Raw genomic sequence first — 24795 nt, 5'->3', positions numbered from 1 at the left:
AAGGCCAGCGAGCGGCTGAATTCAATGACAATGACCTTGAAAACCAAACGTGTCTGTTGCCGATTATAGATTATGTTCTAAGGGATTAAACACCGAAATGGCTCGTCTTCAAACAGGCAAAACACGTCATGGCCAAACTCTTGTTTTGAGCTGCTAGTCTGTACTGTCTCTTTGTCAGTTCAGGAGTTGCTTCAATCGCTCTATCACCTGTTGCGTGTCATCGGTCAAAGTTCCCGTATCGGCGCGCCCTACCGCGTTCACCATCTGCATCATGTCTGGAATTGTGTCCCGTCCGCCGAGCTTCACGGTTCGCATGATCAGTCTGCGGATCATGTCATCCTGATTGCTGCTCTGGCTGGCGATCCATTTAGCGAAAACATAGAGCTCTTTGGAATCCGATTCAGAAAGCTCAAAGACCTTCCGCAACTGTTCCTCTATGCTCTCCTTTTCTGCCCTGGAAATGCCGCCATCAATTTCCGCGACCAGTATCAGCAACGCAGCGCCCGTCACACGCGGATCATCAACGCTTTCAGTCGGGTGCTGGTTCAGAAGTGCTTTGTATCCAAACCGATTGGCCGCCGCTTTGACGTCCTGAGGTGCTTCAAGGGCAGTGCCCGAGGACTGTGTGGTCTGGCCGGTTCGAAAGATCCAGTAGGCTATGATGGCAACAAGTGCGAGCGCTGCGAGCAGGATGTGCAAAGGAAACCTCTTCTAAATGCAGTGGCAGGCAGCACACGGCGATTGGTATGGAACCGCCGTGACAAGCATCACGATGCCGCTGCGACGTCCTGCGCTTTTGCAGACACCAGTCGGCTGACGACATTCTCAATAATCTTGTGCCCCGCGTCCTGGTCAAGAGACATAATGGACTCAGGATGAAACTGGACGGCGGCGATCGGTTCTTTTTGGTGCTCGACGGCCATGACCACTCCGTCCTCAGTTTCTGCAGTGACACGCAGATCCGTCGGCAGTGTGTCGCGGTTGGCGAAAAGAGAATGGTAACGTCCGACTGTAACCGGTGCCTCAAGACCATCAAACAACATGGAGTTGCCGGACAAGCTGATCGGCGAAGGTTTTCCGTGCATGGGTGTTTCCAACTGACCAAGCTCAGCGCCGAAATATTCTGAAAGTGCCTGCAGACCAAGGCAAACGCCAAATATTGGCAAGGCACGGGAACGAGCACGGCCGATGGTTGCGGCGCAGTCAAAGTCTTTGGGGTTTCCGGGGCCGGGCGATAGAACGACCAGATCCGGTGCCACGTCGTGGAATACATGGTCTGCAACAGGGGTGCGGTAGGTGACAACATCCGCACCTGTTTGGCGGAAATAGTTCGCCAATGTGTGGACGAAACTGTCCTCGTGGTCGACCAGCAGGATTTTCATGCCCTTGCCGGGTTTTGCTTCTTCAGGTTTTTCTGCCGACTTGGAAGCAAGACCCGCTTCCCTGACCGCAGCGCGCATGGCTTCCGCCTTCAGTTCCGTCTCGGCTTCTTCATCTTCCGGGACGCTATCATAGAGCAGGGTTGCACCGGCACGGATCTGAGCCATGCCATCCTTGATGCGCACCGTGCGCAGCGTCAGACCGGTGTTCATGTCGCCGTTGAAGAGAACCGCTCCAATGGCGCCGCCATACCAGGCACGCGAGGACTTTTCGTGATCCTCAATAAACTGCATCGCCCACCGTTTTGGTGCTCCGGTGACGGTGACAGCCCAAGTATGAGACAGGAACGCATCAAGCGCATCCATATCTTCGCGAAGAATGCCTTCGATGTGATCCACCGTGTGAATGAGGCGGGAATACATTTCGATCTGACGGCGTCCGATCACCTTGACGGAGCCGGGGACGCACACCCGGCTTTTGTCATTCCGGTCGACATCGGAACACATTGTGAGCTCCGCTTCGTCCTTTTCGGAATTCAGCAGTTTGCGGATCTGCGCCTCGTCTTCAATTGCGTTTTTTCCGCGCCTGATCGTGCCGGAGATCGGGCAAGTCTCCACGCGGCGCCCACCGGTTACGCGCACGTACATTTCCGGTGATGCACCGACCAGATACTCGTTGTTGCCAAGATTGAAGAAGAAGGAATAAGGGGAGGGGTTGATCTGAGCCAGACGTCTCGAAACAGCAGACGGTGGGTTGGCGCAAGGTTCATAGAATGTCTGGCCGGGCACAGTTTCAAACAGGTCGCCACGCCTGAAGTAGTCCTTGGCCTTTTCAACAAGTTTCGAATACTCACCGGGCTCGTGATCGCCGCGGCCAGGATCAATATTTGCTGGTGTATATTGACGTTTTTCGCCAGTTCGTTCCAACCCCTTGGTGCTTCGTCCGTTCACGACGAAATCGTATTCCAGAACATAGGCCCGCTTGCCGTGGTGATCGACGATCAGGATTTCATCGGGCAAAAACAGAACCACATCACGCTGATCGTCTGGCCTTTGCAGTTTCAGATCGATCGGCTCGAACTGAAAGGCAACGTCGTAGCCAAAAGCGCCATACAGGCCGAGCTGATCGTCATCGCAGGCGAAGATATTTTTCAACTCCCGAACAATCGAGAATGTCGATGGCTGCCGGGATCTTTCTTCTTCGTTGAACAAGCGGTCCGGCGCTTTCACCGTCAGCTCGATCTTGGTATCGCTGGCCTCGAAAGTTTCCACGTCCGGATGAGATTTCAAAAGATCGCGAATGGCGGGAAGGATAACCATGCCGCGCTCGTTGAGTGTCCGGATCTCAACTTTACGATCAGCTGCTTCCATCACCAATGGAGGGTTGACCAGAGCCATGTCCCAACGGGTGTATCTGCCCGGATACTCATAGGACGAGGCAAGGACAGCTCCCAACTCGGAATCCAACCTGTCGATCCAGTCCGAAGTCCCAGTCTCATAGTCGGAAGGACGCGAGGTGCGCAGGATTGTGATCCCGCCTTTTGTTTCATAGGTCTGATCTGCCAGCGCCGGCATTGGTCTGTTCCCGTATTGATGGCTGCCTAGAGTTACCAGCAGCCTCTTAAATGCACCAAGGCCGCCAGCGGTGTCCCGCGGCGGCCTTGGTGAAAATATGATCCGTTCAGAGCATGAGTGATCGTCGGCCGCCTATTTTGCGCCGCGCCACCACCAAGCTGCTTTCAGGTTCATCAACATGCAGACAGCCATAGCGGAAGGTGCAGAGGTTGGCAACGGCTTTGTTGCCTCGTCTGTCTGATGGAATCAAACTTCGCCATGGAAGCAATCGTTTGCATGTGACCATTGTCGTAATCTGACAAAGAGCTGGACCGGATTGGCAACCAACCGGTGCTCAAATTCTTCAATTTTGCTCAACAAACAAGCAGATCAACAACTGAGCGAACCGCAGCAAACACTCAATTCACGACTTTCCGGTATCGGATCTTGACGCCTTCTTGCAGATGCTGTTGTTGCGCTGCAATGTGTGGTGGGAGCAATGAGGGGCACAATGGACAAGTATGATCTTATCGTGATCGGCAGCGGACCCGCGGGACGCAGGGCAGCGATCCAGGCGGCAAAATTTGGCCGCAACGTAATGGTCGTCGAACGCGGTCGCAGGGTCGGCGGTGTTTCTGTGCATACGGGCACAATTCCATCCAAGACCTTGCGTGAAACAGTGCTCAATCTGACAGGCTGGAGAGAACGTGGTTTCTACGGTCGTTCATACCGTGTGAAAGAAGACCTGACAGCAGATGATCTCAGGGCCAGACTTCACATCACACTCGACCATGAAGTTGAAGTTCTGGAACATCAGTTCGCCCGCAACAAAGTTGATACTATTGGCGGCGAAGCGCGCTTCCTTGGTCCGCACACAATCGAAGTCACTGGAGAAGCTGGTGAAGTCCACACCTTTGAGGCCGAGAAATTCATCATTTCGGTGGGCACAAAGCCTTTCCGACCTGACTACGTGCCCTTCGACGGCGAATATGTGCTCGATAGCGACGAAATTCTTGAACTGAATGAACTGCCGAGATCAATCGCGGTGATCGGTGCCGGTGTGATCGGTGTTGAATACGCATCAATCTTCTCGGCTCTGGATGTGCATGTCACCCTTGTGGAGCCCCGGGAAACAATGCTCGATTTCCTGGACAAGGAACTTGTCGCCGATTTCACGCATCAGCTGCGTGATCGTGGCATTGCACTGCGCTTTGGTGCGACTGTTCAGAAAATTGAAAAGCACGGGGCTGCGGACTGCGAGATCACCTTGGAAGGGGGGCGTTGCATCCGATCAAATGTCATATTGTTTGCAGCCGGCCGCATGGGGGCCACGCCCGCCTTGGCCCTGGACAAGTGTGGACTTGAGACCGACCACAGGGGGCGATTGAAAGTCGATCCGATGACGTTCCAGACATCGGTACCGCATATCTTTGCCGCCGGCGACGTCATCGGCTTTCCAAGCCTTGCGTCGACTTCCATGGAGCAGGGGCGCATTGCCGCTTGTCACGCGCTGGGAGAGACCGCCTACGATCCACCGGAATACTTCCCATATGGCATTTATGCTGTCCCGGAAATTTCGACTGTGGGCATGACTGAGGAAGAAATACGAGAGCGGGGCATTGCTTATGAGTGCGGAGTAGCCCGGTTCCGGGAAACGTCTCGTGGGCACATCATGGGACTGGACACCGGGATGTTGAAATTGATCTTCTCGCTCAAGACCCGGCGATTGCTCGGTTGTCATATCGTCGGCGAAGGCGCCACTGAACTGGTGCACATCGGTCAGGCTGTGCTGAACCTGCGCGGTACACTGGAGTATTTCGTTGAAAACACATTCAACTATCCCACCCTTGCTGAAGCCTACAAGATAGCTGCGCTGGATGCCTGGAACCGCATGCCGCCTCTTGAGGAATAAAAGCTGTCTTGAAAAGCAGGTGACGGCCGCAATTTCGTCAATAGCTTTGGAACGGCTGGACACATAAGCTTTACGTAATTGTACGACAACAACGATTCGAGCCGGTCAATCCCAATGGTCCGAACACTGCTTTTGAAAAACGCCGACATGCTCGTGACCATGGATGGCGAGCGCCGTGAAATTAGAGGCGGCGGCTTATATGCTGAAAATGGCATCCTGAAAGCAGTCGGCCCGACCGAAAACCTTCCGGAAACAGCGGAAAAGGTTATTGATGCGACAGGTCAGATTGTTCTGCCCGGGTTTGTGAATACACATCACCACTTGAATCAGACGCTGACACGCAATCTACCGGCGGCTCAAAACAACAATCTGTTTCCCTGGCTTCAGGCACATTACCGGATTTGGGCAAAAACAAATCCGGAGGCGTCAAGAGCCAGTACGCTGGTCGGTCTGGCGGAGTTGGCATTGTCGGGGTGTACGACAGTATTCGACCACACCTATCTTTTCCAAAGCGGCAACAAGGTCGATTACCAGATTGAAGCAGCGAAAGATCTTGGCGTGCGCTTCCATGCAAGCCGAGGGTCCATGTCGCTGGGTGAAAGCCAGGGCGGGCTCCCGCCAGATGAGTGTGTTGAAAATGAAGACGACATCCTTACCGACACGGTTCGGGTAATCGACAGGTACCATGATGCGTCGCATGGTGCGATGACACGCATTGTTGTGGCACCATGTTCACCGTTTTCCGTATCTGAAAATCTTTTGCGCGAAAGTGCCAGCCTCGCCAGAGACAAAGGCGTGATGTTGCACACCCACCTTTGTGAAACACTGGATGAGGAGCGTTACACACTCGAACGCTTCGGCAAACGCCCCGTTGAATGGATGGAAGGACTTGATTGGACAGGACCAGATGTCTGGTTCGCGCATGCCATTCATGTTGACGACGATGAAATCCGGCTATTCGCAGCAACGGGCTGTGGCGCCGCTCATTGCCCTTGTTCCAATATGCGCCTTGCTTCCGGAATAGCACCCATCAAGAAGTACATGGCCGCCGGGGTTCGGGTTGGACTTGGTGTCGACGGATCCGCAAGCAACGATGGATCCAATATGCTGATGGAAGTTCGGCAGGCCATGCTTCTGGCACGACTGCAACTGGGCCTTATGCCGCCGGAAGGTCCACGCAAACACACCCTGTTGCCGGTTGCTCATCCACTGCGTGCCAATGAGTGGATGACTGCGCGTGAAGCACTTGAACTTGCGACCATCGGTGGCGCTTCCGTTCTGGGGCGGGACGAAATCGGTTCGCTGCAGGTTGGCAAATGCGCGGATTTCTTCACTCTGGACCTGAATTCCATACAGTTTGCTGGTGCTCTACATGACCCGGTGGCAGCGGTCGTCTTCTGTGCTCCCCAGTCTGCCAGAACAACAGTGATCAATGGCAGAACAGTGGTGGAGGACGGCGCTGTGGTGACGATGGATATGGCGCCCGTCATCAATCAACACAATCGCTTGAGCCTGGAACTGGCATCTGATCTCTGATGAGGCAGCGTTCAGACGATGGTGGTCGCTCTACAGCGTTCTGTGGCGGTTCTATCTGAATGGGGGGCGAAAAGAGGCTTGGGCTGACCAGAATACTGTCAGCAGAGCCAGCAATTTTCCGGCATGGAGGCTTGCGTAATTTCACCGCCTTGATCTATCCAGCTCAGGATCCCATCCTTGACATTGGCGACCTGCGTAAAGCCTGCCTGACCGCTTAAATACTCCGACAGCACTTGGCTGCGTCGACCGGTGCGGCAGATGAAAACGACTTCCTCCGAAGGTCCTGCAACCAGTTTTTGAAGTTCGGCTCCAAAAGTTGGGTTCACGTTGCCATTTGCATCGAAAAACGTCAGCAAATGACTCCCGGGAATAACGCCTGTTTGCTGCCATTCGTCAGGCCTGCGGATATCAATAACCGTGGTGCCAGCGGCCAGTTTGCCTTTCAGGTCTTCATTGTTGAGGTCGGAGAACTTCTTTGCTTTGACTTCAAGCAGCTCAATTTCAAATTTCAACGTCGCATTTGGCGGAATGACACCGCCGGCCCCCTGAGCGCCATAACCCATTTCAGGCGGAATGATCAGCTCCCGCTTGCCACCGACCTGCATACCTTCAACGCCCTTTTCCCATCCAGGGATCACGCGTCTTTCACCGAGGGTGAAGGAAAAAGGAGTACCTCTATCAAGACTGGAATCGAACTTTGTTCCGTCCATGAGCCAGCCGGTGTAATGCACCACCACCGTCTCTCCGACATTGGCTTCTTCGCCGGTTCCCTTTTCGATATCACGGATCTGAATTTCTTCCTGTGCCGTTGCCGGGAAGACCAGCAACATTGAGGTTAGAATACCAGCGAGCCATTTTACCATTTTGTTTCCATTCTTCCGGGAATTGAAGATCATGAAAGTCGGTGATTAGAACCTGAATTGCAATTCAACGGTTCTTGAATTCAAGTTTGGACGCGGATCCAAGTGACAGGTTGCTTTTATGATCTGGCGGGTTCCGTCTCTGAATGGCAAGTCAGGGCACCTTCTTTTCGTTGGCTGTTCGTATCAGCTTTTCCAGCAATCCCGATAGTTGCTGCTGTTCCTGTTTGGATAGACCGTCTACAGCTTGATGTTGCATGTCGACATAGTCGGGGATCTTGCCTTTGATCAAGTTGAGGCCCTTTTCCGTCAGGCAAACCGTAAGAGCTCGCCTATCTTCCGGGTGAGGGCACCTTTCAACAAGTCCACCTTTTTCCAACTTGTCTATTCGAGCCGTCATGCCACCAGAGCTCATCATTGTGGTGCGGTAGAGTTCTGTTGGTGTCAGTTTATAAGGCGGTCCAGAGCGCACCAGGGTTGCCAGAACGTCAAACTCGCCGGTTTTGAGGCCAATATCTGCATAGGCGGGCGCGAGATAGTTTTGGCTCATGAGCTGTGCAGATTCGCTGAGCCTGCCAAGCAGTACCATCGGAGACAAGCGGTCTGCGACTTCAGGCATTTCCTTTTGCCATTGTCTTTGGGCGCGTTCGGCTCTGTCAACCAGCAGGTCTGCAGGATCGCCAAACAAGTGAGAATTCGATTTTGACGGTGTGTCTGATTGAGACGTCATCGGAAGAACCTTGTTTGGCGGACCATTTTGTTATCTGCGCGCGAATGAACAATGGCTGGCGGGTGCACACTGTCCGGTTTGTAGGATTGAAATTCTCCAGCGTTATCAGAGGGAAGTCAACAAAAGCCAAGAATCTTGAAGACAAGTATCTTGAAATCAAGATAAATGTTGCTACTTCTTGGTCAGGCAGCAGGCTTGCCGCCGGCGAAAGATCAAGAAGGGATATCCAAATGACAAAGGTGCTGAGTTCGGAGCCGATCTCGGCCGGACCAAATGTCGAAACAAACGAACGGTCCCGAGGCCGCTTTCAGATCAAAAGCCCTGAGCAACCACTCGTGCTGCTTTTGATCGTCGGAAGCTTTCTTGCTGTTTCGACAATCATTGCCAAGGCGGCACCTGAGTTTGGATGGCATCCTTTGGCATTGCTGCAATGGTCTATTCTTGGCGGCGCCATCGGTCTTTTTGCATTGACCAGATTGTTTGCAGGCTCCAGGTCTGGCCCAGAGCGTGCGCGAAGTAGCGCTGGGCTTGCTCAGTTGGCGTTCTATCTCCTTGTGAGCGGAGTTTTGTTCATCATTCCGAACATGATCGCAGTGGTGGCGGCGCCCAAGGTAGGTGCGGGTTTCGTGTCCTTGAGTTTTGCCTTTCCACTGGTGCTGACATACGCATTCGCCGTGGTTCTGCGGATTGAGCATTTCCAGAAGCTTCGGGCAACGGGTGTTCTCTTTGGTTTGGCTGGCGGTGTTCTCCTGGCCGTATCTGGCAGGGATCTGAACGTCGAAGCCTCCTTTTGGTCTCTGTTTGCGCTGACCATCCCGGTCTTTCTGGCAACCGGCAATATTTATAGAACACTGAAGTGGCCAGCCGGTGCCAAACCAGTCGACCTCGCGCTCGGCATGATGGCAGTCGGTTTTGTTGCACTAGCGGTTTTCAACCTCTTTTTCGGCGTTCCTTTTGCGCCGGGGAGCTGGAACGAAAACGCAGGTGCGCTGCTTGCCGCGCAAGCCGCCATCTTTTCGCTTCAATACGGGCTCTATTTCCGGTTACAGCAGACCGCAGGGCCTGTTTATCTCAGCCAGATCGGGTCTGTTGCAGCCGTTGTGGGGCTTGGTCTTGGATTTCTCGTTTTTGGAGAAATTCCGAATGCCGCAAAACTGGCTGCCGTGGCCGCTGTCGGGGCAGGGATCGTGCTTGTCACACGTGGCCGAAACAGACACTGACAAGTCACAACTGCAATGTTGTGGTCGCAATTGTCAAAGCAGGATAGAAGCGCCATCTAGGTTGACAGGCGCTTCTATCCTCCGATACCAGCGGCCCTCTTTTCACCAATCAAAGAGCCTCGGTAAATGCTTTTCGATATCAACAATACGAACTACAAGTTCCGGGAAGAATTCAACGAATTTCCCGACATCGAAAAGCATACGTTCGAGTTCACGAAGTGTATTTGTGGCAGCAGCGAATCCATTGTGGTCTCGACGGTTTCCAGGCATCGAAACTTCTTGCCGATCGTGGCTTGCACCAGATGCGGTACATTGCGTGCAAACCCTTACTTCACGCGCGAGACAGCGGCTTACTACTATGGCCAGGTTTATGGTGACGTGAAGCGCAGCGACAAGACGCCTGCGCAGCTTTTCAATGACCAGAATGACAGAACCATCGTGCCCTTTTTTAAGGACCTGATGCCCGAGTTCGATAGCGTTCTCGATTTTGGTGGGGGGGCCGGCGGGCGCACTGCCGGCTTCCTTGCCGAAGGCAAGGTGGTTTCGCTGCATGAGGTAGAGGGAAACTACAGCCAATTTGCCTACGACAACGGCATTCTTCCGTATGACAATGCGATAAAATATGACCTCGTGGTCGTCTCACACGTTATTGAACACATGATCGACCCGTTTGCGGAAATGAAGACAATCATTCAGGACTGCTGTAAGCCCGACGGCCTTCTTTATGTTGCTACGCCCATAATCGACCGGCAGCGCGCGCGCCAATGGCTTCAGCACTTCCACATCGCGCATAAATACTATTTCACGCACGATTCCTTTATAGGCTTGATGGCAGGCCTTGGCTGTGAACTCATCAAACACAACAACAATGATGGCTTCCTGTTCAAAGTTGGTCGCAAGGTTGACCGGAACCTCATCGAGAAACACTTCAACGACAGTTCCAGGAAGGTTCAGGAAGCCGTCGAAAAGGAATTGAGGCCGACAAAATCCAAGATCATGCAATTGCTACGGTTCTGGCGGCCTCAACCCCACAACCAGGCAGCGCCCCGGACACCCGAACTGTCTCCATGAACCGCTTTGCGGATTGGAGTGTCAAAAGTGTCGGAGAAGATGTAAGGCGCCATTGCCGGCGGCAGATCTTCATAGAGTTCGCTGATATTTGACATGCCGCCTCCCAGAACAAATACATCCGGGTCCAGTAAATTGGCGGACATAGCAAGGCTCCGCGCCAGGCGGCTGACATAGTCGGTATAGACAGTGCGTGCGGTTTCGTCTCCCTGACGCTTCAAATCCATGATTTGGTGACCTTTTAGGCCCTTGCCGGTTTTTTCCTTGTAGTCGAGTTGGAATCCGGTTCCGGAACACCAGCGATCGATAACGCCCTTGTGCCCGATCCAGCTGTCCGGCCCCGGGAACTCGTCAGGTTTCAACCATGGAACCGTGATGCCACCCCATTCACCGCCAATACCGTTTGCGCCGCGATGGGCGGTTCGATCTATGGCGATTCCAGAGCCGCATCCTGTTCCGATGATGATGGCGTGGACAACATGTGCTCCTGCACCTGCACCATCGGTCGCCTCTGAAACGGCAAGGCAATTGGCGTCGTTTTGAATGCGGACCTTTCGTTCAAGATGCCGTTCGAGGTCCTTGTCCAGCGGCATGCCATTCATCCATGTGGAATTGGCATTCTTTACAAGACCCGTCTTTGGAGAAAGCGACCCAGGTATGCCAAGACCAAGAGTGCCTGTCTGTCCCGTTTCTCCCTCGGCGGCATCAACCAGGAATTTTACAGCGTCAAGACACCCTTGGTAGTCATCGCGAGGTGTGTCGACCCGCTTGCGGAAAATTTCTTCGCCGTCATTGGAAAGGGCGATAATTTCAATTTTGGTGCCACCCCAGTCGATCCCAAGCCGCATGTCAGTCCGTCCGTTTCGATAGTTTGAAGTCAGCCGTTTGGCCAGTTTTCATTTTATTTGTCTGGTTGCCGCTGCTTTGTAATTCGAGCAGCGTATTTGCTGTTTCCAGTTTGCTTTAATGGACTGTGTCACCAAAAAACCGGAATGGATGTGTGCACTGGCATCATTCGAAGTCACATTCGTCAGTGCCAATCGTTTGTCTGTTGCAATAGTCTCATGACGTGGATCATGCTCTTCGCCTGGAAAGGATTGCATTATTGTCTCGTCGCATCGGTCTGATGGTTGGATTGCAGGACTCATGGACGGATCATGAATGCAAAATCGTGAAGTTGGACCTTAAATGACAGGGATCCAGTTGTGTTTTCAAGACTTTGGTTGAATAAAAGCGTGGTTTTGTGCCGGTTTTGTAGTGGACGACACGTGCAGGATTGAATGTCTGACGTTGGAAACAAGATAAGGCAACTTCTGATTGGCCGATCAAACAGCGAAAAAGTCCGGCCAAAGAACTCATCCGGCCGAGGTGGGCATCCCGTTGCTACGGGACCGCGATGGGCTGAACCGGCCGGCAACCTCTTTGAAGAAGATAAGCCCCCCCAGAAACCCAAACGGCGATCACGGCAAGTAAGTCGACCCTTTGTGACGCCATACTATATCTGGGGCACGTTGGCCCTATTGACCGCCGGGTTTGCGGTCGGCGCGCTGTTTTTGAGTTCCAGCGATCGTGAGGTCATTGAATTGAATGAACATGCGCTGGCGTTCGGTGACCCACTTCAACCCTTTGACCCGGACATGAGGTCTGTGTTGCTCAACAGATCTCCGGAACTGGCTGCGGAGTTGAAACGAAGTTTTCTCGGCAAGCCCGACGCACTCTGCGCGGAATTGAAGGCGCTGGGCCTTGAAAATCCAGGTTGGAAAAAAGCTCCGTTTCAGCGGGAGCGTTGGCAATGCGCGTCCGACCTCGTTCCTTTGACGACGCCTAGTGTGGATTTCGGGTCAACGACCCTATTTTTCCTTTTGCGAGGCCCATCTGAGGAGCAGATCGACTATTTGCGTCTCAAACTCGTGGTCGAAGATCCAAAACAGAAGCAGATTGGTCTGGACGCGGTCTGGTTGGTGATTGACGCTTTGTCCCGCCGCTACGGGTGGACCGTACCAAGCTCGTTCAGGCAAGCGATTGCTAATTTCGGTCAGATCGAGACGACCCATCGCGGTGTTCAGCTTTCCGTCGCGCCGGAAGACCCTAACCTCACAGGCGATCCCCTGGCAGATCAGCGCCTGAACATAATCATGAATTTCGGGGAGCCGGATCTGATCCGGCCCGCCGATCGCTTTGAACAGGCACCACCGCTGGAAAGCGGCTGGAGTGTCAGGGACCTGGGCGATCCGGAAGCGGAATAAATTCTTCCGCATCGCCGGGCACGGTGTCGAAACGCCCAAGCCGCCAATCTTCTTTTGCCTGTTCAATTCTCTCTTTGGAGGACGATACGAAGTTCCACCAGATGTAGCGTCGTCCGTCCATGGGCTCCCCGCCAAGAACGACAAATCGGGCAGGGGCATGTGAGTTGTTTTCAACGACAAGATGGTCACCTGCCCTGAAAACCAGGAGCTGCGCCGGATCGAAGCTTTGTCCCGCGATGGAAATCTGCCCCGCGATTGTATAGAGCCCACGTTCTTCCCACCCTGCATCGAGCGGTATTTTGGCACCCGGCTCCAGCGAAATGTCAGCGTAAAACATGTCCGATGCCGTCTTTACCGGTGCCTTGTGGCCGTAGAGTTCTCCTGCAATCAGTTTCACAGAAGCTCCCTTGTCAGCAAACTCCGGCTGTTCAGTACTGCCGAAGTGCTGAAAGTCGGGATCGCTTTCTTCTGAATCCTTTGGCAGGGCCACCCAACTTTGCAATCCAAACAAAGGCCGCTTTTGCTGCAGTCGTTCAGGACGCTCACGTTCTGAATGAACAATACCTTTGCCGGCACTCATCCAGTTCAACGCGCCGGGCGAAATGGCAATTTCCGTACCCAGACTGTCGCGGTGATACATTTCACCTTCGAACAGATAAGTGACAGTTGCCAAACCGATATGCGGATGGGGGCGAACGTCAATGCCGCCCCCCACGAGAAGTTCCGCAGGCCCCATCTGATCGAAGAAGATGAAGGGGCCGACCATGCGGCGCTTGGCGGAGGGCAGTGCACGTCGAACAGAAAAGCCGCCCAGATCCGATGTCCGGGGAACGATGATGGTGTCAATCGGATCGCAGCTTGCGCTGTCGCCGGGAACGGGGTCAGGGCAGTTCAACCAGCTCATATTCCTCTCCTCAGATCTGGTGAATGTGTCTGAGGCTTAGATAGGGTTGCTATGGCAAAAGTGTCCATTGAACAGTCTGTTTCGCGGTTTCAATCTCCTGCACAATGTGTATAACCGCGAGCTCTCCCGAGCTCAGCAGGTGCACACATGAAACGTGTCATGATTGTCGGCGGTCCCGGTTCGGGCAAAAGCACTCTTGCCCGGCTATTGGGTGAAAAGACCGGACTTCCTGTCTTTCACATGGATCACATCCATTGGAAACCAGGATGGGTCGAGCGTCCGCGAGAGGAAAAAGATATTCTGTCTCATCAGGTTCATGCAGCTGACGCTTGGATCTTCGAAGGAGGTCATTCCAGTACGTATTCAGAACGGGTGGCGCGGGCAGATACATTCATTTGGCTGGATGTGCCCGTTGGGCTAAGGATGTTCAGGGTTCTGAAACGCTCTGCGGTCTATTTCGGTCGCAACAGACCAGACCTGCCCGAGGGCTGCCCAGAGCAGTTTAACGCTCAAACCGCGGAGTTCCTGCAATATATCTGGCGTACCCGAAAGACCGCTCGTGCCAAACTGGAAGCTGTCTATAATCAGCCGCCGCCGCACCTGAAAGTCATCAGATTGACCTCATTGGCCGAAATCAATGCGTATTTGAAGAAGATAGAAACAACCAGCTGAGCTGGCTGTCTGCCTACAACCTGACAGGCTTCTCGACACAAAAGTCTGTTCAATCCATATCACTGACGCTATTGAGAAAATCGTCTCAGTCTCTTTGGCAGCTTTCATGAAACTCGATCCGTTCTATCTCATCGTCGACAGTGCCAGTTGGATCTCGCGTTTGGTGCCACTGGGCGTGAAACTAGTTCAGCTCAGGATCAAGGACGCCGATGGTGATCTATTGAGATCACAAATCGCTTGGTCCAAAGCGATTTGTGCCGAATATGGATGTCAATTGATCGTCAACGATCATTGGAAACTCGCGATCGAAACAGGCTGTGACTTCGTGCATCTCGGACAGGAAGATCTGGCGATTGCCGATATAAATGCCATTCGCAATGCGGGTTTGCGCCTTGGTGTGTCCACGCATGACGGCGCAGAGCTCGACACCGCTCTCGCTGTGGAGCCGGACTACATCGCACTAGGTCCGGTATTTTCAACAACCACAAAAGAGCTGAAATGGGCTCCTCAGGGTTTGGAAAAAATCTCCGGCTGGAAGCAGCAGATCGGTGGCTTGCCGTTGGTTGCCATTGGAGGCATTTCGCTTGAGCGCCTGCCCGGCATCTTTGAAAACGGTGCCGACAGTGCCGCGGTGATTTCCGATATTACCAATAGCCAGGATCCGGAAACCCGTGTAGGCGATTGGATTTCGGCAACAGCGAGCTGGCGGAACTAGACCCGCCTTTGAATACAGCGATGAACCTAACCGAAGATATTTTTATCGTGCGCGACTTGGTCGCGTAAAAAGCTTTGAACAGCCGCGATATGGCGCAATGGGCGCGAGCTTTCATGCGTAACCATCCAGTATGCTCGGCGAAGTTTCAGCTCCGGCAATACCGGTACCAGATTGGGATCCTCACGTGCGATAAAATCGTGCAATATACCAATGCCGGCTCCAGCCTTGACAGCTTCGGTTTGCCCGAGCGCCGAAGCAATTTCAAAACGAGATGTCCAATCGCCAGAAAACTCCGAGCCGTAGTTCAGCGACGGTGTGTAGAGCAAGTCCTCGACATATCCGATCAAATCGTGGGCGGTCAAATCGGCTGGCGCGTTGGGAAGTTCGTTGATTGCTGCGTAAGCTTTCGACGCATAAAGACCAAGTGCGTAGTCCACCAGCTTGCTGGCGACAAGGCGGCCTGTTTCCGGCCGGTCAATCGTAACGGCGATGTCAGCTTCTCGTCTTGAGAGCGAAAAGGAGCGCGGTACCGGAACCAGTTGAATGGTCAGGCCGGGGTGTTTTTCTGTGAGTTTGCCCAGTCGAGGAGCAAGAAAGGCAACACCGAACCCGTCCGGCGCTCCGATGCGGACGGTGCCGTTGATCTCTGGCGTGTTGTTTTCAATGTCAGCCTGCGCGGACAGGGCTTCGGCTTCCATTCGTTCGGCTTTTTCAAAGAAGCGGCTGCCTGCATCTGTCAGTGCGCAGCCCGACGTTGAACGATCGAACAGACGGACACTGAGACTTTCTTCAAGCGCAGACAGCCGGCGTGCAACCGTTGCATGGTTCAGACCAAGCCGGCGTGCTGCCGCCAGGATTTGACCCGTACGCGCAACGCTGAGGAAAATGCGGATGTCGTCCCAATTCATGTATCGTTTGGTCCTTGCCAGTTCTGTGGTCGGGCAGTGAAATCAGCCTATCAAAGCCTAGCAAAGTGCCGACTTACCACGCTGCACCAATGACTGCTTCTGTGCCTAGGGAGGAGCGCCAGCTTCGTGATGACAATCATTGTTCAGTAGGCCTATCCTCTCCGGCGTGAGCTCGAGAAATAGTGGTTGTTGGCGTAACTATAATTTTTGCACAACAGATACGCTATACTGGATCTTGTTTGTTGCAAAAATAAAAGTCAAAAGAAACTAAGCGCCGGAAAATTGAAATTCGACCGGCACCAGTCAGGTCAATTTGGGAGATACGCACATGGAAAAGATCGGTCATTTTATCGGCGGCAAGCGGGTCGAAGGAACGTCAGGCCGATATGCCGATGTCTTTAATCCAGCGACCGGCGAAGTGCAGGCTCAGGTAGCGCTCGCAAGCCAGGAGGAAATGGACGCAGCAATCGCCAATGCAGCTGCGGCTCAGCCGGCATGGGCGGCGACCAACCCGCAGCGCCGTGCGCGTGTCATGATGAAATTCGTCGATCTGCTCAATCGTGATATGGACAAGCTCGCCGAAGCATTGTCGCGTGAGCATGGCAAGACCTTGCCGGATGCCAAGGGCGATGTCATTCGCGGTCTCGAAGTCGCAGAATTCTGTATTGGTGCGCCACATCTTCTGAAGGGTGAATTCACCGAAGGTGCAGGGCCGGGCATCGACATGTACTCCATGCGTCAGCCGCTGGGTGTTGTTGCCGGTATCACGCCGTTCAACTTTCCCGCCATGATCCCGATGTGGAAATTTTGCCCGGCGCTCGCATGCGGCAACGCTTTCATTTTGAAGCCTTCTGAACGTGATCCTTCCGTGCCGATCATGCTGGCTGAACTGATGATTGAAGCCGGACTGCCAGAGGGCCTTTTGAATGTAGTCAACGGTGACAAGTCTGCCGTTGACGCAATCTTGGACGATGAAACCATTCAGGCCGTCGGCTTTGTGGGGTCCACACCTATCGCTCAATACGTCTATTCTCGGGCAACCGCGGCGGGCAAACGTGCCCAGTGCTTCGGTGGTGCGAAAAACCATATGATCATCATGCCGGACGCCGATCTCGATCAGGCGGCAGACGCCCTGGTCGGTGCTGGCTACGGCGCAGCGGGCGAGCGTTGCATGGCGGTTTCGGTTGCTGTTCCTGTTGGGGAAAGCACCGCCAACGCTTTGATCGAAAAACTGGCGCCGAAAGTCGAAGCGCTCAAGATTGGGCCGTACACCGCCGGCAACGACGTTGATTTCGGCCCGCTTGTCACCAAGGAAGCACTGACACGCGTCAAGGGTCTGGTGGACCAAGGCGTTAAGGAAGGTGCCAACCTTGTTGTTGATGGACGCGGCTTCTCCATGCAGGGCTATGAGGACGGTTTCTTCATGGGCGGCTGCCTGTTCGATAATGTCACCAAGGACATGGACATCTACAAGACTGAAATCTTCGGGCCAGTTTTGTCAGTTGTCCGTGCAGAATCTTACGAAGAAGCGCTCGACCTGCCACTCAGCCATGAGTACGGAAATGGTACTGCGATCTTCACTCGAGATGGTGATACCGCACGCGACTTCGCGTCCCGCATCAACATTGGCATGGTTGGTATCAACGTGCCGATTCCGGTGCCGCTTGCCTACCACACGTTTGGTGGCTGGAAAAAGTCCGGGTTTGGCGATCTGAACCAGCATGGTCCGGACGGGTTCAAGTTCTACACCCGCACGAAAACCGTCACTTCTCGCTGGCCTTCCGGTCTGAAAGATGGTGCGGAGTTTGTCATTCCCACCATGAAGTAAGCGTAGCTTCATGGGTCACAATCAGACCACCCCCGAGTTTCGGGGGTGGTTTTTCTTTATAGAAATCAAGCGTCAGGCCGCTTCAGAAAGAGCGTCGACCATACGGTCGAGACGAAAGTGGGCCATGGACACCAGTCCATCCATTTCCGCCATGATGGCGGCGAAACCGGGCTCTTTGACAACCTGTTCCGCCGCCGCTTTGGCGGCCTCCAGATCGCGCCACATGACGACATCTGCAAAGAGGTTTTGTTCATCATGAGCTTCGTAGGCGGACCAGGATATGAAACCGTCGTACTTCTTGACAACATCCTGTGCCATGCGTCTGGCTGTACGTGCCTTTTCGGGATCTTTGATTTTGAAAACAACGAGTTCGAGGCAAGGTTCTGACATTTCAGATCTCCGTCGTCTGATTGGAATATTCAACACGCCTCTACATGACACAGGCCTCCTGACACCATTGCGTCAGGACGTTTCAGGACTGGAAAAAATCCAGTTTCGGAGTTGGAAAAAGAGCGTGTGGTATTCCGCCTAAAGTACCTTTACCTATGAGGTCAAAATCGGCTGACAAATGTTGTCTTGAGCGAGCATTGCGTTAGTCCAAACAACGGGCCGTCAATTACTGGCCTTTAAAAAGCGGCTTTGAATGGGGAGGCTGGAATTAGCGCAGGGACGGAACCGGGAATCGGACAATCGACAGCACAAGAAGACAAAGTGCTGCAAAGAGCCGGTCATTTGCTTGTTTTGTCAGATGTACTTTGGATTGCGCAGGCAGGCCTGATCGCGAGCGCGCTTGCTTCCGCATTGTCTTCTCTCAACGTCTCCAACCCTCTGGACGTTCAGCTTCCAGTTGGCTTTCTCATGCTCATGGCTCTGTTGGTTGGCCTGATTGCAATTGTTCGTGTTCTGCTTCAGGTCGCGGCACAAAAAAAGTCCCGTTTCGCTGCACGTCACATCAAGAGCCGGACACGGAGTGAATTGTTAAACGTTGCAGTCTCGCGCTCGCCGGCATTGCCGTTCCCAAGTTCGGGAGCCTTTGCAGTTCACATCGGTGAACAGGTAGATTTACTCGGACCTTACTACCAGAATTTTAAGCCACAAGAGACGCGGTTGAAACTCGTACCTCTGGCTATTGTTCTTGTGACGCTATGGTTCAGTTGGTTGGCCGCATTGATACTGGTCGTCAGTGGACCGATGATACCAATCTTCATGGCACTGATAGGCTCTCGCGCTAAGGCGGCAAGTGCTGAGCGGCAAGAAGAACTCACCCGGCTGAGCGGTAGTTTGCTTGACCGCATCAAGGGTATGGAAACGCTCCGGCTTTTCGGTGCTGTCGATCGAACACGGGAAGACATTCGAAGGGCGGGGGACACATTCCGAGTCGGCACGATGCGCGTCCTGAAAATCGCTTTTCTATCGTCGACAGTTTTGGAGCTCTTTTCTGCGCTTGGGATTGCGTTTTGCGCGGTTTATGTGGGGTTCTCTTTGCTTGGCGAGTTTCAGGTAGGAACATGGGGCGCTCCACTAAGCTATGCACAGGGCCTCTTTGTGTTGTTGTTGGCACCGGAGTTTTTTGCTCCGCTCAGGGCATTCGCCGTCGCTTACCATGACCGGGCCGCTGGCTTGGCAGCCCAGCAAAAGTTGACTGACCTTATCAATGAAACAAGCGCAACGGCTGATTGCTCTCAGGTAAACTCATCGAGTGAAATGCGGCCTGACAAGTTCTTTTTAGTGCCGCCAAGAATTCGCTTTGTCGGGGTTTCGGTGACCCATTCCGACTATCCCATATTCAAGGATCTGAACCTTGAGATCCTTTCTGGAGAGATGCTCTTTCTCAAAGGTGAAAGCGGAAGCGGGAAAACGACCTTGCTTGATTGCATTCTGGGCTTTCATCAGCCCGCCGAGGGAGAGGTCAGAATTGGGGACCAGCGCCTTTCGGATGTCTTGGTGCCTTTGCGCGAAAATGTGATGTGGCTGAGCCAGTCGCCCCGCCTGTTCCACGGATCGTTGAAGGCCAACTTGATCAAGGGTATCCGAAACGGGAATGAGGTTACCGACCAAGAACTCCATGCTGCTTTGCGTCTGGCGGGAGCAGGTGAGTTGGTCGAGCGATTGCCGCATGGTTTGGCGACACAATTGGGTGAGGATGGGTTCGGCCTGTCTGTTGGTGAAATTCGACGTGTTGCGCTGGCAAGGGCAGCAATGCGAAAGGAAGCAGTTTTGCTCTTGGCCGACGAACCGACAGCAGGACTTGACCCGCAAACCGCCACCGATGTCATCAACGGCCTCACAGTTCTTTCCAATGGACGCACCAGCCTTATCGCAACCCATGACCCGCTTGTCCTTGGCTTGCAGGGCAGGCAGCTTGACGTTGCAGTGTTGCGTTGCCCAGCTGAGTTGGCCGCGACATGAAGACAGTGTGGCAAATCATTCTAGAGCAATACCGATACAGCCGGTTTCATTTCGGCATTGGTATTTTGGTCGCTCTCCTGCCGGCCCTTGCTGGAGCTCTCCTGCTCGGGGTCTCGGGTTGGTTCATCACTGCGGCAGCTATTGCAGGAACAACCGGCGCATTCCTCAACATCTTTGTACCAAGCGCAATCATTCGCGCACTTGCGATCATAAGAACCGCCGGCAGATATGGCGAACGTGTTCTGACACACGATGCCACCTTTCGATTTTTGACCGGTTTGCGAGACCGTGTCTTTTCAGCAATCGCTCTTGGCAATGAACGCGGTCAACGTTCAGGCCTCGTGCTTAACAGGCTTACTCTGGATATCGCTGCGCTGGATACCGTCTATCTGCGTCTTGTCGTTCCATTGCTGGTTGCCACCATACTGGCACTGCTGTTGGCACTAATCTGGTGGACGCTTTCTTTTCAGCTCTTTCTGGTCGGTTCTGTCTTTTTGTTGAGTTGGGCAGCTCTCGCCTGGGTTTCCTTTGCAAAGGCGGACAACAAAAATGCGCGCCGAGAGGATGCGGCGTCGGATGCGATTGGCCTGCGTGCCACGGACTTGATTGCAGGGCGGCGGGATCTCGCAATTTATGGCGGTTTGATCGAAGCAGCGCGCCGAGTATCAAACGCGGACGACCGCCAGGCACAGGCGCATGAAGCGTTGGAGGTGCGTTCAACTTGGCTTACGGCAGTTTCAACCCTGATAGGACAGCTTTTCTTGGCGACCGTGTTGATGGCTACAATTTTTGGCGCGGCATCTGCTGAGTTCGGAATTTCAGCAGCCGTTGGATTGGTCCTCGTTGTCATGGCGCTTCCGGAGATCTTTTCGATGATGCTCCCGGGTCTTGCTGGTCTGCCGCGAATTGCTTTGGCGGCCAGGAGAACGGTCGATCGACTAAGGGCAGGAAATAGCAGTCTGCCAGTCGACCAGGTGCGGGGAAACGACACGGCTCACAATGTCAGTGCAGATGCAATTGCCTTCGACAAGGTCTCTTTTCGGTACCCGGGCGCTACAGGTAACGTCATTGACGGCGTGTCCTTCGAAATACGTCCGGGAGAAGTGGTCGCGCTCTCAGGGCGAAGCGGTTGCGGCAAAAGCACTGTCGCAGCCCTAGCATCACGATTGCTGACACCGGACCAAGGGCAGATAACCCTGGCTGGCCAAGCGCTGAACGGTCTTTCTGAAGAAACGTTACGCCGGTCTGTCACGGTCTTGTCCCAGCGTGCTTATCTTTTCAATGACACTGTTGCTGCAAATTTACGAATTGCAGCGCCGCTTGCCAGCGACGGGGAGCTCTGGGCTGCTCTTGAAATGGCCGCGCTTGGTGACCGTATTTCCCGAAATGCCGAAGGCCTTCAAACAATTCTGGGCGAAGGAGGTGTGGGACTTTCCGGCGGTGAGCAGCGAAGGCTCGCATTGGCAAGGGCGTTTCTGACGCACCCCGGTTTGTTCATTCTGGACGAGATGACAGAAGGATTGGACGAAAGGACGTCCAAGGAGGTGCTGGATCGGTTCCATTCTCACCGGGGAGCGGCAGCCGTTCTGATTGTTGCACACAAAAAATGCGAACTTGACCTGGCGGACCGCAGTATCGATTTGCGTGCACTTCAGGCCGCTTCAGGCGGCGCGATGCGATAATTCTTTCCAAATTTCAAAGGATTACCTCCAGCTTTTCTGCTATTTCAGGTTGTTGTTTACGATCTGTCGCATTGACCTTGCAAGATCGCCGAGGCACGATTGCTTCATGTGAAGACTCATTTGACAAGTCGGTTCTTTGACGGGATTGGCAGGCGCGATTTCATTCGACTTCGACAGGGATGCCTTGCCGCACCGGCTTGTGACGTGAGTTTTCATCCTAAGCTTCGTGCTCGGGCCGCTAGGGCCCGAAAAGGGGGAATACGATGGAACTAAGCGTCGTTGACCTGTCCCGGCTTCAGTTCGCCATGACAGCGCTCTACCACTTTTTGTTCGTTCCTTTGACGATTGGCCTTTCCATACTGCTCGCGACCATGGAAACGGTCTATGTCATGACCGGGCGCGAGATCTGGAAACGCATGGTCAAATTCTGGGGAACGCTCTTCGGAATCAATTTTGTCCTTGGCGTTGCAACGGGCCTGACCATGGAATTCCAGTTCGGAATGAACTGGGCCTATTTCAGTCAGTACGTTGGCGATGTATTCGGCGCACCACTTGCCATCGAAGGGCTGATGGCCTTCTTCTTGGAGGCAACTTTCGTCGGCCTGTTCTTCTTTGGTTGGGACAGGCTCTCCAAGCGCCAACACCTTGCCGCCACCTGGGCTGTCGCCTTTGGGACGAACTTTTCGGCGCTTTGGATCTTGATCGCCAATGGCTGGATGCAGCATCCCGTTGGGGCAATCTTCAACCCAGATACCATGCGCATGGAGGTCAGCAGTTTCTTCGACGTGCTGTTCAATCCCGTTGCACAGGCGAAGTTCGTTCACACGGTTTCGGCAGGTTATGTAACCGCTGCCATGTTCATGATCGGCATTTCATGCTGGTACATGCTTCGAGGGCGGCATTTGCAGATCGCCAAACGCTCACTCGCCATTGCCTCGGCCTTCGGCTTTGCCTCCGCATTGTCAGTCGTCGTCCTGGGTGACGAAAGCGGCTATGAGGCCAACCTGAACCAGCAAATGAAACTCGCCACCATTGAGGCCATGTGGGAAACGGAGCCGGCTCCTGCAGCATTCAATGTGGTTGCCTGGCCCGACATGGAAAAGCGGGAGAATATTTTCGCTATCGAAGTGCCTTACGTGATGGGTCTGATTGCAACGCGGTCACTCGACACTGTCATTCCGGGTATCAACGATCTGGTGGATCGCTCCAAGGATCGGATCCGGCAGGGGGCAATTGCCTGGGATGCGCTTCAGAAGATACGTGAAAATCCGGCTGAGGCGAGCGAGGAACTGCGCGAAACTTTCAGCCAGAACGCAAACTCACTTGGTTATGCCTATTTGCTTCTGCCTTTCACGGACAATCCGATGGAGGCAACGACGGAGCAGGTTGACGCTGCTGCCTGGTCGACAGTGCCAAATGTGCTGCCGATGTTCTATGCATTCCGCATCATGGTCGCGTGTGGCTTTTTCTTCATCTTGCTGACGGCTGTGTTCTTTTACTATTCGTCGTCTGGGAAACTGGACACGCTGCGTGAAAAGCGCCGCTGGCTGCTGCATGTTGCAGTCTGGTCGATCCCATTGCCCTGGATCGCGTGTGAAATGGGCTGGTTTGTTGCCGAATATGGCCGCCAACCGTGGATCATCGAAAGTATGCTGCCGACGTCGGCGGGTGTTTCCAGTCTTTCGGTAACCGAAGTTCTACTGACGTTGGCAGGGTTCATCCTCCTCTACACCACACTTCTGGTGATTGAGATCAGCCTGATGATCAAATATATCAAGATCGGACCTGAAGACGGGGAGGAGGCTGTGGCTCCGCCGCCATCCCTACAACCGGTTCCGTCTTCAGCCACCGTTCCTGCGGAGTAAGACACGATGATCCTTTATGAATTGATCGATTACTCGGTACTAAAGATGATCTGGTGGCTGCTTCTCGGCATTCTGCTGATCGGCTTTGCCGTCACGGACGGTTTTGACATGGGTGTTGGAGCCTTGCTGCCCTTTATCGCTGAGAGCGACATCGAACGGCGTGTCGTAATCAATACGATTGGCCCGACCTGGGAAGGCAATCAGGTCTGGTTTATCCTGGGAGGCGGTGCGATCTTCGCTGCCTGGCCGCCGCTTTATGCGATCAGCTTCTCAGGTTTCTATCTCGCGATGTTCATCGTGCTTGCAGCCATGATCCTCAGGCCTGTCGCCTTCAAATACCGGTCGAAACGGCCGGACCCCTCATGGCGCACTGCCTGGGATTGGGCGCTGTTTACCGGTTCATTCGTGCCTGCGCTGGTCTTCGGCGTTGCCGTTGGCAATGTGTTGCTGGGTGTTCCGTTCAGCCTCGATTCTGACCTGCGCATGACTTATGAAGGGTCGTTCTTTGGCCTGTTTTCACCATTCTCCCTTCTTTGTGGCTTGTTGTCTGTCGCGATGCTCGTGATGCACGGTTCGGTTTGGCTCGTAATGCGGGCCTCGGGAGACATTGCGGCACGCGCTCGGCGGTTCGGCACGCTTGCATCTGCTTTGGGTATCGTTCTGTTTGCGCTCGGTGGTTATCTCATCGCCAGCGGTTATGTCGAAGGCTTCCGGATCACCTCGGAGGTTGACCCGAACATGCAGGCCAACCCGCTGGCCAAACAAGCCGTCACGGAAAGCGGTGCATGGATGATCAACTACGCGGCGCATCCCATCCTCTGGCTTGCACCAGGGCTCGGTTTTGTCGGCATGCTGGGCACAATGTTGCTCCTGCAGACACGACTGGAAATGCCGATCTTTCTGTTTTCCAAGTCAGCGGTCGTCGGGATCATATCCACCGTCGGTGTATCCATGTTTCCCTTCATACTGCCATCTTCGGTTCAACCTGAAGCCAGCCTGACGGTCTGGGATGCGTCGTCGACACATCGAACACTGTTCAACATGTTGGTGGCGACCTTGATCTTCCTGCCTATGATCCTCGTGTACACGGCCTGGGTCTACAAGGTCCTGTGGGGCAAGGTGGATGAGGAAACCATCGAACGCGACAATCACACGGCCTACTGAGGAGATGACCTGATGTGGTATTTTGCCTGGATCCTCGGGATGCCGTTGGCGTGTTGCCTCGCAATCCTGAATGCCATGTGGCTGGAACTGCGAAGTGAAGACGAGCGTCGGCGACAGGAAGACCTGAGACGATAGACAAAAAA

General features: G+C 53.9%; 21 protein-coding genes. 13 read left to right on the top strand and 8 right to left on the bottom strand.

From position 1 onward, the window contains the following. Positions 1–174 precede the first annotated feature (174 nt). Positions 175–699, bottom strand: coding sequence for a TerB family tellurite resistance protein (locus K1718_RS17440; protein WP_265681393.1), 525 nt, complete (start codon positions 697–699; stop codon positions 175–177). Positions 700–767: 68 nt separating this feature from the next. Continuing rightward, positions 768–2954 carry an anthranilate synthase component I gene (locus tag K1718_RS17435; RefSeq protein ID WP_265681394.1) on the bottom strand — a complete coding sequence of 729 codons (2187 nt, stop codon included), beginning with the start codon at positions 2952–2954 and terminating at the stop codon, positions 768–770. 490 nt (positions 2955–3444) lie between these two features. On the opposite strand from K1718_RS17435, the gene sthA reads away from it, so the two are divergent. Continuing rightward, entirely contained in the window at positions 3445–4845 is a 1401-nt protein-coding gene (gene sthA, locus K1718_RS17430; RefSeq protein WP_152502166.1) for a Si-specific NAD(P)(+) transhydrogenase, read from the top strand. A 114-nt stretch (positions 4846–4959) separates the two neighbouring features. After that, complete coding sequence (locus K1718_RS17425; protein ID WP_265681395.1) at positions 4960–6381, top strand: 8-oxoguanine deaminase; 1422 nt, start codon at positions 4960–4962, stop codon at positions 6379–6381. A gap of 98 nt (positions 6382–6479) precedes the next feature. On the opposite strand, the gene K1718_RS17420 is transcribed toward K1718_RS17425, so the two are convergent. After that, complete coding sequence (locus K1718_RS17420) at positions 6480–7244, bottom strand: FKBP-type peptidyl-prolyl cis-trans isomerase (protein ID WP_265681396.1); 765 nt, start codon at positions 7242–7244, stop codon at positions 6480–6482. Between the two features lie 151 nt (positions 7245–7395). Next, on the bottom strand, positions 7396–7971 hold the full coding sequence (locus tag K1718_RS17415; RefSeq protein WP_265681397.1) for a MarR family winged helix-turn-helix transcriptional regulator: 576 nt from the start codon (positions 7969–7971) through the stop codon (positions 7396–7398). 230 nt (positions 7972–8201) lie between these two features. Here K1718_RS17415 and K1718_RS17410 point away from each other — a divergent pair, with 230 nt between their 5' ends. Beyond that, positions 8202–9191 carry a DMT family transporter gene (locus K1718_RS17410; RefSeq protein ID WP_265681398.1) on the top strand — a complete coding sequence of 330 codons (990 nt, stop codon included), beginning with the start codon at positions 8202–8204 and terminating at the stop codon, positions 9189–9191. A 126-nt stretch (positions 9192–9317) separates the two neighbouring features. After that, positions 9318–10262 (top strand): methyltransferase domain-containing protein, encoded by a 945-nt coding sequence (locus tag K1718_RS17405; protein ID WP_265681399.1) that lies wholly within the window; start codon positions 9318–9320, stop codon positions 10260–10262. On the opposite strand, the gene K1718_RS17400 is transcribed toward K1718_RS17405, so the two are convergent. Next, positions 10214–11107, bottom strand: coding sequence for an ROK family protein (locus K1718_RS17400; protein ID WP_152502161.1), 894 nt, complete (start codon positions 11105–11107; stop codon positions 10214–10216). The genes K1718_RS17405 and K1718_RS17400 overlap by 49 nt on opposite strands. 432 nt (positions 11108–11539) lie before the next feature. On the opposite strand from K1718_RS17400, the gene K1718_RS17395 reads away from it, so the two are divergent. Further along, positions 11540–12505: a DUF6030 family protein gene (locus K1718_RS17395; RefSeq protein ID WP_265681400.1), complete on the top strand. Its 966-nt coding sequence runs from the start codon at positions 11540–11542 to the stop codon at positions 12503–12505. Here K1718_RS17395 and K1718_RS17390 read toward each other — a convergent pair. After that, complete coding sequence (locus K1718_RS17390) at positions 12474–13409, bottom strand: pirin family protein (protein ID WP_152502159.1); 936 nt, start codon at positions 13407–13409, stop codon at positions 12474–12476. The genes K1718_RS17395 and K1718_RS17390 overlap by 32 nt on opposite strands. 147 nt (positions 13410–13556) lie before the next feature. Between K1718_RS17390 and K1718_RS17385 the strand changes: the two genes are divergently transcribed. Both K1718_RS17385 and K1718_RS17380 read left to right on the top strand, forming a co-directional pair. Then, positions 13557–14081, top strand: coding sequence for a P-loop NTPase family protein (locus K1718_RS17385; protein ID WP_265681401.1), 525 nt, complete (start codon positions 13557–13559; stop codon positions 14079–14081). Positions 14082–14187: 106 nt separating this feature from the next. Then, entirely contained in the window at positions 14188–14796 is a 609-nt protein-coding gene (locus K1718_RS17380) for a thiamine phosphate synthase (protein WP_265681402.1), read from the top strand. A 26-nt stretch (positions 14797–14822) separates the two neighbouring features. On the opposite strand, the gene K1718_RS17375 is transcribed toward K1718_RS17380, so the two are convergent. Further along, positions 14823–15704 carry a LysR family transcriptional regulator gene (locus tag K1718_RS17375; protein ID WP_265681403.1) on the bottom strand — a complete coding sequence of 294 codons (882 nt, stop codon included), beginning with the start codon at positions 15702–15704 and terminating at the stop codon, positions 14823–14825. A gap of 328 nt (positions 15705–16032) precedes the next feature. Here K1718_RS17375 and K1718_RS17370 point away from each other — a divergent pair, with 328 nt between their 5' ends. Beyond that, positions 16033–17532 carry a CoA-acylating methylmalonate-semialdehyde dehydrogenase gene (locus tag K1718_RS17370; RefSeq protein ID WP_152502155.1) on the top strand — a complete coding sequence of 500 codons (1500 nt, stop codon included), beginning with the start codon at positions 16033–16035 and terminating at the stop codon, positions 17530–17532. A 72-nt stretch (positions 17533–17604) separates the two neighbouring features. Here K1718_RS17370 and K1718_RS17365 read toward each other — a convergent pair whose 3' ends face one another. Next, the gene (locus K1718_RS17365) at positions 17605–17922 is read right to left on the bottom strand and encodes a hypothetical protein (protein WP_265681404.1); all 318 of its coding nucleotides are present in this window, start codon (positions 17920–17922) and stop codon (positions 17605–17607) included. Between the two features lie 342 nt (positions 17923–18264). Here K1718_RS17365 and cydD point away from each other — a divergent pair, with 342 nt between their 5' ends. From cydD to cydX, 5 genes are all read left to right on the top strand, one after another. Then, positions 18265–19941 (top strand): thiol reductant ABC exporter subunit CydD, encoded by a 1677-nt coding sequence (gene cydD / locus K1718_RS17360; RefSeq protein WP_285806020.1) that lies wholly within the window; start codon positions 18265–18267, stop codon positions 19939–19941. Further along, on the top strand, positions 19938–21623 hold the full coding sequence (cydC, locus tag K1718_RS17355) for a thiol reductant ABC exporter subunit CydC (RefSeq protein ID WP_265681406.1): 1686 nt from the start codon (positions 19938–19940) through the stop codon (positions 21621–21623). Before cydD ends, cydC begins: the two co-directional genes overlap by 4 nt. A 263-nt stretch (positions 21624–21886) precedes the next feature. Then, on the top strand, positions 21887–23488 hold the full coding sequence (locus K1718_RS17350; protein WP_265681407.1) for a cytochrome ubiquinol oxidase subunit I: 1602 nt from the start codon (positions 21887–21889) through the stop codon (positions 23486–23488). 6 nt (positions 23489–23494) lie between these two features. Further along, on the top strand, positions 23495–24652 hold the full coding sequence (gene cydB / locus K1718_RS17345) for a cytochrome d ubiquinol oxidase subunit II (RefSeq protein ID WP_265681408.1): 1158 nt from the start codon (positions 23495–23497) through the stop codon (positions 24650–24652). 12 nt (positions 24653–24664) lie between these two features. Then, entirely contained in the window at positions 24665–24787 is a 123-nt protein-coding gene (gene cydX, locus K1718_RS17340; protein ID WP_152502149.1) for a cytochrome bd-I oxidase subunit CydX, read from the top strand. Positions 24788–24795: the final 8 nt, after the last annotated feature.

It is taken from the genome of Roseibium porphyridii (genome assembly GCF_026191725.2).
GTDB lineage: Bacteria > Pseudomonadota > Alphaproteobacteria > Rhizobiales > Stappiaceae > Roseibium > Roseibium porphyridii.
This window is presented reverse-complemented; position numbering and strand designations above follow the sequence as displayed.

Bases quoted from the DNA above. Each gene is read 5' to 3' on its own strand.
- K1718_RS17375 (WP_265681403.1), bottom strand. From the start codon at position 15,704: ATGAATTGGGACGACATCCGCATTTTCCTCAGCGTTGCGCGTACGGGT.
- K1718_RS17420 (WP_265681396.1), bottom strand. From the start codon at position 7,244: ATGGTAAAATGGCTCGCTGGTATTCTAACCTCAATGTTGCTGGTCTTC.
- K1718_RS17425 (WP_265681395.1), top strand. From the start codon at position 4,960: ATGGTCCGAACACTGCTTTTGAAAAACGCCGACATGCTCGTGACCATG.
- K1718_RS17410 (WP_265681398.1), top strand. From the start codon at position 8,202: ATGACAAAGGTGCTGAGTTCGGAGCCGATCTCGGCCGGACCAAATGTC.
- K1718_RS17370 (WP_152502155.1), top strand. From the start codon at position 16,033: ATGGAAAAGATCGGTCATTTTATCGGCGGCAAGCGGGTCGAAGGAACG.
- cydC (WP_265681406.1), top strand. From the start codon at position 19,938: ATGAAGACAGTGTGGCAAATCATTCTAGAGCAATACCGATACAGCCGG.
- K1718_RS17380 (WP_265681402.1), top strand. From the start codon at position 14,188: ATGAAACTCGATCCGTTCTATCTCATCGTCGACAGTGCCAGTTGGATC.
- K1718_RS17400 (WP_152502161.1), bottom strand. From the start codon at position 11,107: ATGCGGCTTGGGATCGACTGGGGTGGCACCAAAATTGAAATTATCGCC.
- K1718_RS17365 (WP_265681404.1), bottom strand. From the start codon at position 17,922: ATGTCAGAACCTTGCCTCGAACTCGTTGTTTTCAAAATCAAAGATCCC.
- K1718_RS17350 (WP_265681407.1), top strand. From the start codon at position 21,887: ATGGAACTAAGCGTCGTTGACCTGTCCCGGCTTCAGTTCGCCATGACA.
- cydB (WP_265681408.1), top strand. From the start codon at position 23,495: ATGATCCTTTATGAATTGATCGATTACTCGGTACTAAAGATGATCTGG.
- K1718_RS17435 (WP_265681394.1), bottom strand. From the start codon at position 2,954: ATGCCGGCGCTGGCAGATCAGACCTATGAAACAAAAGGCGGGATCACA.
- sthA (WP_152502166.1), top strand. From the start codon at position 3,445: ATGGACAAGTATGATCTTATCGTGATCGGCAGCGGACCCGCGGGACGC.
- K1718_RS17390 (WP_152502159.1), bottom strand. From the start codon at position 13,409: ATGAGCTGGTTGAACTGCCCTGACCCCGTTCCCGGCGACAGCGCAAGC.
- cydX (WP_152502149.1), top strand. From the start codon at position 24,665: ATGTGGTATTTTGCCTGGATCCTCGGGATGCCGTTGGCGTGTTGCCTC.
- K1718_RS17395 (WP_265681400.1), top strand. From the start codon at position 11,540: ATGTCTGACGTTGGAAACAAGATAAGGCAACTTCTGATTGGCCGATCA.
- K1718_RS17415 (WP_265681397.1), bottom strand. From the start codon at position 7,971: ATGACGTCTCAATCAGACACACCGTCAAAATCGAATTCTCACTTGTTT.
- K1718_RS17385 (WP_265681401.1), top strand. From the start codon at position 13,557: ATGAAACGTGTCATGATTGTCGGCGGTCCCGGTTCGGGCAAAAGCACT.
- K1718_RS17405 (WP_265681399.1), top strand. From the start codon at position 9,318: ATGCTTTTCGATATCAACAATACGAACTACAAGTTCCGGGAAGAATTC.